At 38.7% G+C, this 14,854-nt stretch carries 14 protein-coding genes; 4 read left to right on the plus strand and 10 right to left on the minus strand.

Translation table 11 applies throughout. From position 1 onward, the window contains the following. Nucleotides 1–30 precede the first annotated feature (30 nt). Nucleotides 31–684, plus strand: coding sequence for a GntR family transcriptional regulator (locus AC0KUU_RS10140; protein ID WP_034275912.1), 654 nt, complete (start codon nt 31–33; stop codon nt 682–684). 179 nt (nt 685–863) lie between these two features. Here AC0KUU_RS10140 and nhaC read toward each other — a convergent pair whose 3' ends face one another. Next, nucleotides 864–2,270: a Na+/H+ antiporter NhaC gene (gene nhaC / locus AC0KUU_RS10145; protein WP_043982077.1), complete on the minus strand. Its 1,407-nt coding sequence runs from the start codon at nt 2,268–2,270 to the stop codon at nt 864–866. Between the two features lie 322 nt (nt 2,271–2,592). On the opposite strand from nhaC, the gene msrA reads away from it, so the two are divergent. Further along, on the plus strand, nt 2,593–3,510 hold the full coding sequence (gene msrA / locus AC0KUU_RS10150; RefSeq protein ID WP_043982076.1) for a peptide-methionine (S)-S-oxide reductase MsrA: 918 nt from the start codon (nt 2,593–2,595) through the stop codon (nt 3,508–3,510). A gap of 3 nt (nt 3,511–3,513) precedes the next feature. On the opposite strand, the gene AC0KUU_RS10155 is transcribed toward msrA, so the two are convergent. Further along, nucleotides 3,514–4,209 (minus strand): YqjF family protein, encoded by a 696-nt coding sequence (locus tag AC0KUU_RS10155; protein ID WP_043982075.1) that lies wholly within the window; start codon nt 4,207–4,209, stop codon nt 3,514–3,516. A 19-nt stretch (nt 4,210–4,228) separates the two neighbouring features. Then, nucleotides 4,229–5,182, minus strand: a complete 954-nt coding sequence (locus AC0KUU_RS10160) for an NAD(P)/FAD-dependent oxidoreductase (RefSeq protein WP_043982074.1) — start codon at nt 5,180–5,182, stop codon at nt 4,229–4,231. 199 nt (nt 5,183–5,381) lie between these two features. Here AC0KUU_RS10160 and AC0KUU_RS10165 point away from each other — a divergent pair, with 199 nt between their 5' ends. Further along, entirely contained in the window at nt 5,382–5,714 is a 333-nt protein-coding gene (locus AC0KUU_RS10165) for a hypothetical protein (RefSeq protein WP_043982072.1), read from the plus strand. 35 nt (nt 5,715–5,749) lie between these two features. On the opposite strand, the gene AC0KUU_RS10170 is transcribed toward AC0KUU_RS10165, so the two are convergent. The 3 genes from AC0KUU_RS10170 to AC0KUU_RS10180 form a co-directional block, all read right to left on the minus strand. Beyond that, nucleotides 5,750–6,583, minus strand: a complete 834-nt coding sequence (locus tag AC0KUU_RS10170) for a flagellar motor protein MotB (RefSeq protein WP_043982071.1) — start codon at nt 6,581–6,583, stop codon at nt 5,750–5,752. Next, nucleotides 6,576–7,370: a flagellar motor stator protein MotA gene (motA, locus tag AC0KUU_RS10175; RefSeq protein ID WP_013056745.1), complete on the minus strand. Its 795-nt coding sequence runs from the start codon at nt 7,368–7,370 to the stop codon at nt 6,576–6,578. The genes AC0KUU_RS10170 and motA overlap by 8 nt, the downstream gene beginning before the upstream one ends. Before the next feature lie 129 nt (nt 7,371–7,499). Continuing rightward, nucleotides 7,500–7,643, minus strand: coding sequence for a hypothetical protein (locus AC0KUU_RS10180; protein WP_014460421.1), 144 nt, complete (start codon nt 7,641–7,643; stop codon nt 7,500–7,502). 140 nt (nt 7,644–7,783) lie between these two features. Here AC0KUU_RS10180 and AC0KUU_RS10185 point away from each other — a divergent pair, with 140 nt between their 5' ends. Further along, a complete protein-coding gene (locus AC0KUU_RS10185; RefSeq protein WP_013082883.1) occupies nt 7,784–8,062 on the plus strand; it encodes a hypothetical protein in 279 nt (92 codons plus the stop codon). Nucleotides 8,063–8,075: 13 nt separating this feature from the next. Here the strand turns inward: AC0KUU_RS10185 and AC0KUU_RS10190 are convergent, their stop codons facing one another. The 4 genes from AC0KUU_RS10190 to pulA all read right to left on the minus strand — a co-directional run bounded on the left by AC0KUU_RS10190 (nt 8,076) and on the right by pulA (nt 14,852). Then, nucleotides 8,076–8,735, minus strand: coding sequence for a serine/threonine-protein kinase (locus tag AC0KUU_RS10190; protein ID WP_043982069.1), 660 nt, complete (start codon nt 8,733–8,735; stop codon nt 8,076–8,078). 119 nt (nt 8,736–8,854) lie between these two features. After that, nucleotides 8,855–10,141, minus strand: coding sequence for a cytochrome P450 (locus tag AC0KUU_RS10195; RefSeq protein ID WP_080781701.1), 1,287 nt, complete (start codon nt 10,139–10,141; stop codon nt 8,855–8,857). Between the two features lie 107 nt (nt 10,142–10,248). Beyond that, nucleotides 10,249–11,742 carry an aldehyde dehydrogenase family protein gene (locus tag AC0KUU_RS10200; protein WP_013082880.1) on the minus strand — a complete coding sequence of 498 codons (1,494 nt, stop codon included), beginning with the start codon at nt 11,740–11,742 and terminating at the stop codon, nt 10,249–10,251. A gap of 128 nt (nt 11,743–11,870) precedes the next feature. Next, nucleotides 11,871–14,852: a type I pullulanase gene (gene pulA, locus AC0KUU_RS10205; RefSeq protein ID WP_043982068.1), complete on the minus strand. Its 2,982-nt coding sequence runs from the start codon at nt 14,850–14,852 to the stop codon at nt 11,871–11,873. Between the last annotated feature and the right edge of the window lie 2 nt (nt 14,853–14,854).

Here is a 14,854-nt window from a genome sequence, read left to right on the forward strand (position 1 = left end):
CTGATGCGATATTTATTTTAGGGGGAAACAATGAACAAGGGGCCTATGATTTATCATTCATTAAAAGATCATGTATATAACTACATAGCAAGTCAAATTCAAGACGGTACACTGCTGCCTAACGACAAAATAAATGAAGCCAGCATTTGTTCTCAGCTGAATGTCAGCCGAACGCCTGTGAGAGAAGCGCTTATTAAACTGGCATCAGACAACCTATTAGAATACAGACCGCGCAGAGGATTTACCGTAAAGGAAATTGATACACCAAAAAAACTAGAAGTATTTGAAATCGTCGGTGCTTTAGATGGTCTTGCAGCTTCCCTGTCGATTGATCACTTAACGGAAGACGATTTTACGAAGATGGATGAGCTTATTAAAAAAATTGATGTTTCGATTGAATTAGAAAATTATCAGGATTATCAAAAATACCAAACGTATTTTCATCGAGTATATTTGAACCGATGCGGTAATGTGACCTTAAAAGAACAGCTTATATCTTTACAAGACGGATTCATCAGACAAACGTACTTTAGCGATGACAATAAAGAGCTATACGCCATTTTACATGTGATGAATGAACATCACCGCCATATTCTAAAACTTCTGAAGCAGAAAAAAAAGGCGGATGTTCAGCTTTACCTTCAAAATGTCCACTGGAAAATCGAATATCCAGAAATGATTTGATCAAAAAGAGGTTAAGGCATAACTAAATCAATCCAGTCAACAGCTAGAAGCAACAAAATACATGAAACCTACGTTTATCATACCAATAAAAAAATCCGAACGAAGTTGATTCTCCATCAAGAATCTTAATTCATCGTTCGGATCTTCTTTTAACTAACATACTGTTGTCGCAGCCTCTTTTATTTTGCTATAGCAGAACGCTGTTTTTCCTCTTTTACGTACCAAATGAATTTCCCAGTATATCCGTAAATAATCGCCAAAATAATAGAGACAAAGCTGAGCCACATAAACGGCAGATAAGCGAATGTAGAAATCCCAAGCGTTGTAGCTAAAAATACACCGTTGTCCGTCCACGGAACCATCCCTGAAGTTAAGGTTCCCCCTACTTCTGAGTTACGGGCAAGCACTAGACGCTGTATTCTTAACTTGTCATAACTTTTCTCCATAATTTTCGGTGTTAAAATTAATGAAACATACATTGCACAACCAAATATATTCCCTAATAATCCAACGAAAATAGTAGAAGCCGTAACGTTTCCTGAATTGACAAGAATTTTTTCGAATTTAGATAGCAGGACTTCTAAGACACCGAGCTCATCTAATAACCCGCCAAAGCCTAGTCCAAAAATAATGACAATAATGGAACCGACCATGCTTAAAATTCCGCCACGATTTAACAGCTCACTTAAAAATGTGTTGTCGGTATTAATTTTAAATCCTTCATAAGCCGTATTAAATGCGCTCGCCACATCCATATGTTGAAAGACAACTGCCCATATAATTCCTAATAACGAGCCAATGGCAATTGATGGAAGAGAAGGTTTCTTTAATGCTAAAAGGACAATAACAGCCAAAGCCGGAATCAGCATCCACCCGCTGATATGGAATGTATCCAACAGCGAAGATTTTAATCCGTCTACCCGTCCGGCATCAAAATCTTTTCCTCCATACATAAATCCTGTTACCGTAAATAATACTGCCGTAATGACGTAAGCAGGAATATCCAACACTAACATTGCTTTTACATGATCAATAACGTTCACTCGAGCCATTGACGCAGATAAAATGGTACTGTCAGAAAGAGGAGAAAGCTTGTCTCCAAAATAAGCTCCTGAAATCACAGCTCCAGCTACTAAAGGAAGCGGCATGCCTAAGCCTTGTCCGATTCCCATCATCGCGATTCCGGCTGTACCAACCGTTCCCCAAGATGTTCCTGTTGAAATCGAGGTAATAGAGCAAATGATAAGTGTAGCAAGTAAAAAGAATGTTGGATTAATAAACTCTAGTCCAAAATAAATAAGAGAAGGAACAACTCCTCCGGCAATCCATGTTCCAATTAACGTACCGACGGCTAATAAAATTAAAATAGCTTCTAAGCCGTTTGATATTCCTCTTGTAATGGCTCCTTGCAGCTGATTATACGTATACCCAAGTCGTACTCCTAGCGCCATAACAATAAACCATGAAATAAATAAAGCGAGCTGAATAGGTAAATCCAAAACAGTTGCAAATGAAATAACAACTGCTAAAAATAAAGCAAGCACAATCATTATCTCCCACATAGATGGTAAACGGGTTGTGTTCAAACTAGCTCCTCCTAAACTGGTATGTAGATTCTGGAATGTGGTATCGTTTAAGAGCAAAACGTCCTTATTTTTTAATTGTTCCTCTTACTGCTCCAACATATGTATTTCTATGAGTACTTAAACAATAAACTGCATCTTTTTAAGAACATAAAATAAGGATACTCGCGTAAACAATAAGCCATTTTCTTTTATCCAGTGGTCATAATACCATAAGAATGTGCTTTCTTACAAGACTCATTATAAAGCGCTTTCTGTTTGTTTATACATTTTAATATATAAATATATTTTCATTTATTTTATTCAACGAAAAGAGGAAAGTAATATGAAAGAATATGCAACGTTTGCAGGAGGATGCTTTTGGTGCATGGTCGCTCCTTTTGATCAGCTTACAGGAATCAGCAGTATCCGCTCGGGCTACGCTAGAGATAAACAAATCACTTCTAAAGCTTCTGCTCTTGTAGAAAAGGAAAACGAATACGTAGAGGCCGTGCAAATTGTATGGGATCCTTCTCAAATTACGTTTGAAGATCTGCTTAACCTGTATTGGCAGCAAATTGACCCTACGGATTCCGCCGGACAGTTTTCAGACCGCGGACCATCGTATCGAGCCATCATCTTTTATCATAACGAAAAGCAAAAAGAAGCGGCTCTCGATTCTAAAAGAAAGCTTGCCCAAAGCGGACGTTTTAACAATCCTATCGTCACACCTATTTTACCTTTTTCTTCTTTTTACGAAGCCGAAGAGCAGCATCAGGATTATTATCGAAAAAATGCATTTCACTATAAATTATACAAAGAAGGCTCGGGGCGCACTGATTTTCTGACGCAGCATTGGCCCAAGGACCGCTCTTACCTCAAAAAGATCCTAACGCCTATGCAATATTTTGTTACGCAGGAAAACGGTACCGAACCTCCTTTTACAAATTTATATTGGAATAACAAAAAACAAGGAATTTACGTTGACCTTCTAACTGGAGAAGCACTGTTCAAAACGTCAGATCAGCTTCCTTCTCATACAGGCTGGCCCATTTTTAAGCGCCCTATCTTATACGGAAACATAAAAAGAGTGCCGGCGCAGCATTCAACAGCGCTAAAAAGCAAAGAAGGAGATAACTATCTGGGTTTACTTTTAACAGAAGAAAACAGCGAATACTATCAAGTGAATTCCGCGGCTCTGCGCTTTATTCCAAAAGAGAAGCTTAAAGAAGAAGGCTATGAAGATTTTTTAATTTTGTTTTGATACCTATACTTTTTTAAAAGGGTAAAAATAAGCGGTTACTTTCTTTGCGTAGTGTACAGTTAAATCATGATGGTCCGCCGGACGCAAAAAAGGCTGAGTGATAGAATCATCTCTTATTTCACACTCTCCTTTTTGCAGTTCCCAAGGGTCATGATAAAGATCTCCTCTGTAGACATTTCCTTGATGAGTGGTAAATAAGCAGTAGCGCTCTGTAAGCCAATGAGCTAATTCTCCTTCTCTACTGCGATAGGACGGAGAAATACCTCTATATGTAAGCTTTACTCGCTCTTTTTGTGAGTCTCTGTGCGTTCGAACTGACTGAAAAGAAATATGGTTCTGAGTTTTGTTGAATGTCATAGCAGCGTGGTAATAAGGCAAATGAAAAAACTGACGAGCAATCCATACCCCTAGTGGATTGCTTGCGTCTAAACTAAAAAAATAAACGCCTTTTTCCCCTTTATATGTAACATATGTACGCACATTCAGCTCATATAGCCGTGAAAAGATAGGAACTGCGGGCGTTCCTTTAAATCGAATGTCTGTCATCGTAAAAGGCACAAGTGCAATCCATCCTTGACCATCATAGGTGTCAGGCTCTAACTGACTAGGCAATAAAGAAGCCAAAAATGCCGGATCTACAGGCCAATGAATAAACAGTAAATCTTTCCACGTTTGTTTCATTATCCAATTATTTTTCACTTCTTGGTCCCTCCTTTTTCTAGATGTTCTTTCCCATTAATTCAGCGGCTGCCGATTTCCCTGACAAATATGCGCTCTCTAACCGTGAGTGATTTGTTTCGTCTTCCCTTCTTAAAAAAGCATCTCCTGCCACCAGTAGCGACGGCATAATTTTAGCAAAGGGCTGATGAAGAACTTGTTCAGCCTCTGCATAGCGCCATTTCTTTAACTGAATGCTTTTAATATGATTTGCACCTATCCATTCTTTTATTTCATTTTTTATCGCCCGCAGTAGCTCATGTTCATGTTCATCAAAATGTTTTTCTGACCAGTCTTTATTCATATATATGCTAAGAACGGGCGTCTTTGATATTCCTTTTTGCTCATGATTAACGATTCTTTGGATTGTGCCAGAAGGATTCGTGATTTGACCATGATCACCATACAGCATCTCTGTGTAAAGCTCTACGATAGCAACCAAGCAAGGACTAAATTTCAGTGTGTTAAGGATAGATCGCCCCGCCTGTAACCTACTGTTATTAAGCACCTCAATAACCTGAGGAGACGGAGGTGTAAAAATGATATCAGTCGCTTCAAAAATCTCATTTTCTTCTGTATACAGCTGATACCTTCCGTTTCGAAAATCAATAGCTTGAACTTTTCGATTCACGTATACGCGTAAATCTTCAGCTAAATATTTAGCTAGCGCATTCATCCCATTCATACTTTGATACCGAGGATGATGGTCACCAAACCACTTCTTAACCTTTCTATCAGCTATCCATTTATTTACGTCTTGTTGAAATTCATCGGATCTCACTGTAAAAAATTGAGCTCCGTGATCTGCTTTTCCCTCTCCTACTCTTCGGGTAGCCATTCGTCCCCCTACACTTTTACCCTTATCAAGAAGAAAGACCTCTATTCCTTCTTTTTGTAATTCAGCCGCTGCTGTAAGGCCCGCCATTCCAGCACCTACTATTCCTACTCGTCTCATTTTTTCCTCCTTATTTAACGCATTTACTTACAGTATAAAAAAAGCGGAATGATTGAGCTAATTTAAACTGTCTTTTTCATTTAACTGCATTTCTGCTTGTCTCAAAAAAGTAGTCTACGATTCCTTTCAGCTGAGTATACTTGTTGTATGCAAATATATCTTTACCTACTAGCACGTCTATAGATAGGAGGACTGTCATATGATGCTCTATGATATTAAGCACAAAGTATATTACGAAGTATTTAATACAGCTCGCCCTAAAATGAAGGACTCTCACCAAGGTCGAAGCTGGGGATATGTTTATAAAAATCTCAATGGACAACCTACAAAGTTTTGGATTGACTTTACGCATGGACGTTTTATGTACTTTCAAGTTGAAGACAAGTGGTATCGCGTGCAATATTTGCAGTCCAATGATAAGAAAAAAACAGCGGATGTCTTTAAAGGAGCTCTCATTGACTTGATTTTAGATGGAATGGATCTCAAGTTAGTACGAGGAAACTTTGAAAAGAGAAGACTCTTAGCTTTATAACACATAGAAAAACAGCCGTAAAAGCAGTCCTGCTTTTACGGCTGTTTAATTGTACGAGGAGTAATCAATATTTCAACCCTCCTATTTTTCGCTTGTCCCTCTGCTGTATTATTAGATGTCACCGGCTTGAACTCTCCAAATCCTTTTGCACTGAACATGCTTGGATTAAGCTTATCGTTTTTTAAGATAACTTTCATAAAGTTAACTGCTCTCATCACGCTTAACTCCCAGTTGGATTCAAAACCAGCGTTGCGAATAGGTACGTTATCGGTGTGACCGCTAATAATAATATTACGAGGAGGATCAATCACCAAAAGCCCTGAAATATCATTGGCGATTTTTGTATCTTCACTCCGAACTTGTGCTCTTCCCGAATCAAACAATACATTGTCTCGAATGGAAATTAAGAGACCTTCCTCGGTTAACGAAGTCTGTAATTGATTTGTTAGGTTTTTCTTTTGAATATACGCATTAATTTTAGATTGAATTTGCTGAAGCTCTTCTTGATCAGCTTCTCGAATGGTTTGCTCCTTTTGTTCGCTCGTTAACGATTGTGAAGAAGCAGGAGACTGATTAGGAGCTGTCTCCAATTCATTTGTTTTTTCCGTACTTTTAGCTGCAGGGGTATTTGAAGGCTGAACCGCTTCTTCAGGTTCCTCCAGAGATTGAAATTCCATCACACCCGTTCCTCCAACGAACGCTTCATTAAATGCGCGAGAAAGGTTCTTAAATTTCTGCGCATCCACTGAGCTCATTGCAAACAATACAATGAATAAAGCAAGTAAAAGTGTAAGCAAATCTGAGTAAGGAAGCAGCCAGCTTTCGTCAACATGGTCCTCTTCATGCTTTCGTTTTCTGCGTCTACTCATTTATGCCCACTTCACTTTCTTGAAGAAGCTTTTTACGTTCCGCTGTTGGCAAATAAGAAGCCAGCTTTTGCTCAATTACTTTGGGTGTTTCTCCTTCTAAAAGTGAAAGCACTCCTTCGATCATCATATACTTTACCTTTACTTCATGTTTCGATTTACGCTTTAGTTTATTTGCAAACGGATGCCATAGTACATACCCAGTAAAAATACCAAGAAGCGTAGCAACAAACGCCGCGCTGATCGCATGTCCTAGCGTATCTGTATCTTCCATGTTCCCAAGCGCAGCAATTAACCCTATAACAGCTCCAAGTACACCCAGAGTTGGAGCATATGTACCTGCTAAAGCGAAAATACTTGCACCCGTTTGATGTCTTTCTTCCATAGCATCAATTTCTTCAGACAACACGTCTCGTATATAATCCGCACTTTGACCATCAATAGCTAAATTCAAACCATTTTTTAAGAAAGGGTCATCTACATCAATAATTTGGGCTTCAAGTGATAGTAACCCTTCTTTTCGAACAACTTGTCCCCATTCAGAAAACATGGATACTAAATCAACGGGCTGCAGCATTTTTTGTTCTTTAAACAGGACACCAAACAGTTTTGGGACTCTTTTGATTTCATTTGAAGGAAATGCAATCACTACTGCTCCGACGGTTCCGACAATAATAATTAAAATAGCAGCGGGATTTCCTAACACAGATGGATTAACCCCTTTGAAAAACATACCTACAATAAGAGAGGCTATTCCTAAAATCAGTCCAATAAAAGATGTTTTATCCATATGTAATTCTCCTATCCTTAACTTCCTGTTCTTTCTTTTTGTGTATTTTATCCTCATCTTTTATTTCGACTATTTCATAGAATTTTTAAGCCTTTTATGAATCATATTTATAATTACAGCTTTTCTCTATTATAAAAACACTTTTTTCAACTTTTCATACAGAATATCTGAAGGTCCAGCTATAATCGCTACAATTTGATTTTCCACATAAATAGCGGCCGTCATCTTATTATCAATATCAGCTAAAATGGCAAATCCGACGTTAATGTTCAAGTTTATTCACCTCTGTCACGTTCTTGTTTATTCAACATATAAAAAGAACAGTCTTACCATTTATTTTTCCGTGTCTTATTGACATTTGTAAATTTTATATTAAGATTATGTAAATGAGTTGACAAAATGGAGGTGATATCATGCTACTAGAAAAATACTGTAAAGACACTGATTTATTGATTATCCAGTTTACAATCGAACTAACAAAAGACATTCACGCTAAAATCTCCGCACGTACTTTATTTTATGAAGAACAGGTGATACGTTATGCTGAAAAAAGAATACGTTCTTTCTTACATCCTCTTTCCCTTAAACATACGCTAAAATTTGTCTATCAATCTGAAATACTACAAACCATTCTATTCAAATTAAAACCAACTTTTGAGCAGCAGCATGTATTGCGCTGTATTTCATCTTAAAAAGGAGTTCCCTTTAGCGGAAACTCCTTTTTGATTTGATTCTACGATATAGACGATATGCTTTTCTGATAACGTTTAAAAGCGGGTACGGCAAGCGGATATGGTACTTATCAATAGTCGGATAAAAGGTGTAATAAGCTTTTACAAGGTCTGTCCATTTTTTATCAATACCTTCTTTATAAAAGTCAGAGATATCCACCACATACCCTCTTCCATCTTTCATCATGACATTTTTACCATGCACATCATACGGGTTTAAACCTTGGCTTCTTGCATAGTCCAAAGCTGCGTTCACATCTTTTATGACTTGTTCTGGAATCTTTATTCCCCGCTGGATGGCATCATACAAGGTAACGCCTGTAAGTCTTTTTAAAATCAAGTACGTCTTTCCTTCATGAAAAAGTTGAGAATAAGCTGGGTGAACGCCCAGCTTTCTATACACTTGCGCTTCTTTCTTTACACCATAAATTTCTCTTCCGTATACTTTCACGACAAATTCAGGATAATTTTCGTGCGTAAACACACCCGCATAGTTTCCTTTACCAATAAGTACCCACTCTTTTGTTTTGTTCGTAACTTCAACTGGATCATAGTCACTTTCACTTTGAATCGTAACTTGCGTTAGTAATGATGTTTCAACTAGCGACACTAACTGTTTAATTGTTTTATCCATAGTCCCCTCTAAAAATCCTTCAGTAATCTCTATCAAATATTACCCTATGATAAATCTCAATGCAGGATGTGTCAATAAATTGACAGCCTGATATAAAGAGGGAAAGTATTCCCGTTCATTCAAGACTGCGCGTGAACTTTGTGAACATTCACCTTCAGTTCTTCTTTCATATTCAGCATTACGCCCGCCATCGGAGCAATAGATTCGGGCTCAGTCAGCTGAAATAAAAAGCGCTTTGTCATTTCTGACAGAAAAATGGTTACTATTTCAGTGATATAGTCCATGCCCCTTTCCGCTTGATGCTCAATCCCAAGCGGCATATACATATAGCTTGGGACATCAATGGACCCTCCTTTTTCAAAACGGTCAGGTAAAAATTCACTTGGCTCTAAAAAATAATCTTCATGGCGATGCATCATATAAGGGCTGATTAACATAATCTCCCCTTTTTTGATACTGTAGCCATCTATTTGTATATCTTCACGTGCTTGACGCCCAAATAGCCAAAGAGGCGGATACAACCTCATGCTTTCAGCAATTATTTTGCGCATATAGGTCAGATTTTTGGTTGAAAGTGATTCGCCGCTAGCATAGGCTTGAATTTCTTTATGCAGCTGAAGGTGCTCCCTAGTATTTTGAGACAGTAAATGAATAGACCAGCTGCATACGTGCGTAATCATTTCATACATCGAAAGGAATATAGAATTTAGCTGTTCATATATTTCTCTTTCATCGCTGTCTTCTCCGTAAGAATTCAATATATACTGCAGTAAATCATTTCCTTCGGTTTTGTTTTGAACACGCATTTGAACGCGTTCAAAAAGGAGTTGTTCTAGCTGCTCATCTGAGTCAAGCTGGTGCAAAGGTAGACGAATATAAATTTTGCCTAACTTTTCTTTTTTTCTCATAAGCGCTTGAACATAGTGAATTTTATCTTTCTCCTCAATCGAAATGCCAAATACAAGTTGAAGGAGTACAGCTACGACTATCTGTCTTATGTCTTTTACTATCGTTCGAAGCTGCCCTTCTTCCCACGTTTCCGTATGCTTTTCAATTATTTTTGCGATTGCTTCCTTGTTATAAGTTAGATGTTGTTTTAGTTGTGAGGGTTGAATGGGGCTCATATATAATGCTTCATCTGTCCATAACATTTCTTCGCCTAGCAGCGTTTTAAACATATGCGTTAGTTTAATTTTTTGAAACGCCTTGCTGTTTGTAATGACTACATCTTTAATAAGTTGAGGGTCTCTCGTTACATAAAAGCGTTTGTGCGCAACTCTAAATGTTGCAATTTCTCCATACTGAGTCAAGTTTTCCAAAAAACCCAGTGGGTTCTCTCTAAACTTTTGCAGGTGACCGGTAAGCTTATACGACGAGGGGCCCTGTATAACCGGCAATGTTATCACTCCTTTTCTAAAAATGCGGGACTTAAACAAATAAAAGAGTAGTCCACTAAAGACTACTCTTTTTCACACAAAGATATGCTATTGATTTCCACAAAAATTCTTACTTATTATTCCATATTGATCCATACGCTTTTCACTTCAGTGTAGTTATCAAGCGCATAGCTTCCCATTTCACGACCAATTCCCGACTGTTTATAGCCTCCAAACGGGCTTGCTGCATCAAATACGTTGTAACAGTTCACCCAAACTGTACCTGCTTTAATACCATGAGCAATATAGTGTGCTTTCTTTAAATCCTGTGTCCAGACGCCCGCTGCTAGACCATATGCTGTATCATTTGCTTTGGCAATTAAATCATCGAGATCATCAAACGGCATAGCAGCTACAACCGGACCAAAGATTTCTTCACGAGCAATCGTCATTGAATGATCGACATCTGCAAAGATAGTCGGTTCTACGAAATAGCCTTGATCAAATGGAATGTTTCCTCCTGCGAGTACTTCCGCTCCTTCTTCAATTCCTTTATCAATATAGGTTTTCACTCGTTTTTGCTGCTGCGCAGATACAAGCGGACCCATTGTCGTCTCATCTGCTAATCCATTTCCTTGTTTAATAGATTTCGTTTGAGAAACTAAATCAGCTACGACATTATCATATAAGCTTTTTTGGACATACAGACGACTTCCAGCACAACATACTTGTCCTTGATTAAACATAATACCTGAAAGCGCACCAGGAACTGCTTTTGTTAAGTCTGCATCCGGGAGGATAATGTTTGGTGATTTACCTCCAAGCTCTAACGTCACACGCTTTAAGGAGTCGCTAGCTTGCTTCATAATTGCTTTTCCGACAGCAGTAGATCCTGTAAAAGCAATTTTATCGACAAGATCATGATGAACGAGCGGTTCACCTGCTGTTTTCCCGTAGCCTGGCACAATGTTTAGCACGCCTTTTGGGAACCCTGCTTCATCGGCTAGTCGGGCCAAGTAAAGTGCAGAAAGCGGCGTTTGCTCTGCTGGTTTGAGCACAATTGTACATCCAGTTGCCAAAGCAGCTCCGAGCTTCCAAGCGGCCATTAAAAGCGGGAAGTTCCACGGAATAATTTGGCCAACAACTCCTACTGGTTCATATCTTGTATAGTTAAAATACGCTCCTTGCACAGGAATAGTTTGTCCAACCATTTTAGTTGACCATCCAGCAAAGTAGCGGAAATGTTCAATTGCTAATGGAATGTCTGCATTTGATGTTTCACGAATTGGTTTTCCGTTATCAAGCGTTTCAAGCTGCGCAAGCTCCAATTGATGTGTTTCCATTAAATCAGCTAATTTATAAATAAGTCGACTTCTTTCAGCTGCTGACATCTTTGTCCAAGGTCCATGATCAAAGGCTTCTCTAGCCGCTCTGACGGCACGATCAATATCCTCTGGATTTGCTTCAGCTACATCTGCCAACTTTTCACCCGTTGCTGGGTTTACTGTTTCAAACGTTTTTCCCGAAACAGAGTCTACCCATTCGCCGTTAATGTATAGCTGTTTAACTCCTTTTAAAAACTCCACTACTTTCGGACTCATTTCAACTTTTTTCGCTCCAAGATTTTGCATCAAATACATACCTCCCCACGAATTTTGAAAACGCTAACAATGAATATTTTACCATGTTATCTAGTGAAATCAACAATTTCGCATACAATATTCTGAATTTTTCTACATGTATTCTAGTTATCTAAAATTTATCTTACTAGCACAAATGTCGAAAGAGGCGAAACATTTACTGTATTTCCTTTCACCGTACGGAGCGTTTTTGTTCCTGCCTGCTCGCCGTCAACAAGTAATCTCCACGTTCTGTTAGAAGGCAGATGAACCGTTTGAGCTTGTTTATTTGCATTATGAATCACCATTATTTCGTTTGCTTTATCTTTATTGGCTTTAGCATTTAACGTATAACCTACTACGTTTGCTGGTGCATCAACAAAGCGTAAATTTTGATGAATAGCCTGTGCACTCGTCATTCTAAATGAGGAATATTGCTTTCGAAGCGCAATAAGTCCCTTCATATAATCTACTTCTTGGCTGAAAGCTGCTCGGCGCTTCCAATCTAGCTGATTGACAGAATCGGGTGACTGATAGCTATTATGATCTCCGCCTTTTGTTCTCATAAACTCTTGACCTGCATGTATAAAGTTCATTCCTTGAGATGTTAAAATAATAGAAGAAGCAAGCTTATGCATTTGCTTTTTCGTTTGCTCGGTGTCAGCAGGGTTCGTCAGCTGAAGCTTATCCCATAACGTATGGTTATCGTGAGCTTCTACATACGTCACAACTTGATCCGGGTCTTCATACGTGGCAGTGGAATGATCATAATCTATTCCAGCTGCTATACTTTGCTGTATGAGCTTTTCTTGCCCCTGTTTTCCATTAACAAATCCGTTGTCATGATCAAAAAATACGCTGCCTTTAAGACCATCTCGCATACCGTCATTAAAATGAGCGATGCGCTTCATATCCTGAGCGTTTTTCTGATTAGCTTTTAGCTTAGCATCAAGCTCGGTTCCTAGATCCCAGCCCTCTCCTAAGACGATAATGGAAGGGTCAATTTCATCTAACTTCTTTCTCACTTCATTCATTGTCTTTGTATCGTGAATCCCCATTAAATCAAATCGAAACCCATCAATGTGGTACTCTTTTGCCCAATACGCAATAGAATCTACAATAAACTTCCGAACCATCTTCCGTTCAGACGCCGTGTCGTTTCCAACACCTGTTCCGTTGGATAAAGTTCCATCTTCCTTATAACGGAAGTAGTAGCCTGGAACTAATTTATCAAAGCTATGCTCACTCACTGCATACACATGATTATAAACCACGTCCATTACCATACGAAGCTGCTTATCATGAAGCGTTTGAATCATTTGTTTAAGCTCAATGATTCTCGTCTTAGGATTATATGGGTTTGTTGAATAGGAACCTTCTGGGACGTTGTAATTTTTCGGATCATATCCCCAGTTAAACTGCGGCTCGTTTAATTTCGTTTCATCCACCGTACGATAATCGTAAATAGGCAGGAACTGAACGTGCGTCACACCTAAATCTTTAATATGACTGAGTCCTGTTTTTACTCCATTTGGTCCTTTCGTATTCCACTCCGCTACGCCTAAATATTTTCCTTTATTTTTGATACCACTCTCTTTTTGAGACGATAAATCTCGTACGTGCAGTTCATAGATAATCGCATCTTCTGGATTTTTAAATTTCGGCTTATTTGCACTCCACTTTCTCGGATTTGTCTTAGCCAAATCTACGACAACTCCGCGATCTCCATTCACCGTTGTTGCTCGTACATATGGATCAACCGCTTCGCTCCAGCTGTTCCCAATTTTCACTTTGTACGTATAAATTAGTTCATCATGATTTCCTTTTAACTCCGCTTTCCACGTTCCTTTTTCACTTTTGATCATAGAAATTTCTTTTACAGCTTTGGAGTTCCATGATGAATAAGTCACTAGCTTGGCTTCGCTTGCGGTTGGAGCCCATACGCGAAAATTTGTTTGTTTCTTAGAATACGTGTTTCCTAAATCGTTTCCGCTATATGCATACTTTTCGTCAAATTCTTTCGTGCGAACGACATTTCCATTGACTACATCAGCTGAGCCGTAGCCTTTTTGCTTCACTTTATACGTTTTTGTAACGTCCAAAGGCTGTTTTGTTATGATTTTAACTTTAGTAGTAGCAGCGTCTTCTCCCTCTTTATAAGGTATCACTTTCTCAATTTGAGCTCCGTCAATTTCAATGTCTCCTAAACTCTTAGAAGAGTCAAACGGCACGTTTGTTTCTAAGGTGATTTGATTAAATGTATCCATAGTCGCTTTCGTGATTTTCCGAGTGATATCTACTCCAGCTCTATCATAATAAATTCGATTTTGTCCTTGAACAATCCATACTTCTACATTCCCATCTTTACCAACCTTGGTAATAAAGCGCTCTCCTCCGTCTTTATTTTCCCAATCGCTGTCACTAGTAGAATGGCGTACAATAAAACCAATTTTGTCAAATAAATTACCACTTCCACTGTTAATGGCGTAGGTCGCCCTCTTCCCAAAATTCGTGTCTTCCGTAAATTCGATTTGCTTCCCTTCTTTTTCATCACCTGGCCATGTCCAAATGTTCCACCCGCTGTAATCTCCGTCGTACCGATGATAATTTAAGGTAACGTTTACTTTATCAAACTTCGGTAAATCTCGGTATTCACCGTCAGGAGGAGACGTATATGTATGTTCATCTCCACTTTTCACCCATACTTCTCCTTCACCGTTCTCCACCGAAACGAAGCGGTCTCCTCCATCTTTTTCCCACGACTCTGTTCGAACAATAAAACCTACTTTGTCATAAATACCGGGTAATTCAACTTCCGCTACTTTTCCAAATTGATCTTCCTCTGTAAATACGTAAGGCTTCCCTTCTCCTCCTTCAGGAAAAACCCATAATCCCCATTCCTTTGTATCATTTGGAGCAGGCTGATAGTGAATCGTGATTTTAGTTGAGTCTGCTGCAGATGCAAACGATTGCATAAATGGGCTAAAAAAAGAGCTTACTAGTAAGAGTAAAGCCATCAGTACCATTGCATATTTAGTCCAACTACATTTCAATGAAAACCCTCCCGTAAAATAAAGTACGTACACATTTTTCACTATAACCTTTTTTGAAAGCGTTATCATAA

This window comes from Priestia sp. ST2, assembly GCF_055810735.1.

What these genes read in the sequence shown, in the direction of transcription:
- AC0KUU_RS10140 (WP_034275912.1), top strand. Translation starts at nt 31, where the DNA reads ATGAACAAGGGGCCTATGATTTATCATTCATTAAAAGATCATGTATAT.
- msrA (WP_043982076.1), top strand. Translation starts at nt 2,593, where the DNA reads ATGAAAGAATATGCAACGTTTGCAGGAGGATGCTTTTGGTGCATGGTC.
- AC0KUU_RS10160 (WP_043982074.1), bottom strand. Translation starts at nt 5,182, where the DNA reads ATGAGACGAGTAGGAATAGTAGGTGCTGGAATGGCGGGCCTTACAGCA.
- AC0KUU_RS10165 (WP_043982072.1), top strand. Translation starts at nt 5,382, where the DNA reads ATGATGCTCTATGATATTAAGCACAAAGTATATTACGAAGTATTTAAT.
- AC0KUU_RS10170 (WP_043982071.1), bottom strand. Translation starts at nt 6,583, where the DNA reads ATGAGTAGACGCAGAAAACGAAAGCATGAAGAGGACCATGTTGACGAA.
- motA (WP_013056745.1), bottom strand. Translation starts at nt 7,370, where the DNA reads ATGGATAAAACATCTTTTATTGGACTGATTTTAGGAATAGCCTCTCTT.
- AC0KUU_RS10185 (WP_013082883.1), top strand. Translation starts at nt 7,784, where the DNA reads ATGCTACTAGAAAAATACTGTAAAGACACTGATTTATTGATTATCCAG.
- AC0KUU_RS10190 (WP_043982069.1), bottom strand. Translation starts at nt 8,735, where the DNA reads ATGGATAAAACAATTAAACAGTTAGTGTCGCTAGTTGAAACATCATTA.
- AC0KUU_RS10200 (WP_013082880.1), bottom strand. Translation starts at nt 11,742, where the DNA reads ATGCAAAATCTTGGAGCGAAAAAAGTTGAAATGAGTCCGAAAGTAGTG.
- pulA (WP_043982068.1), bottom strand. Translation starts at nt 14,852, where the DNA reads ATGATAACGCTTTCAAAAAAGGTTATAGTGAAAAATGTGTACGTACTT.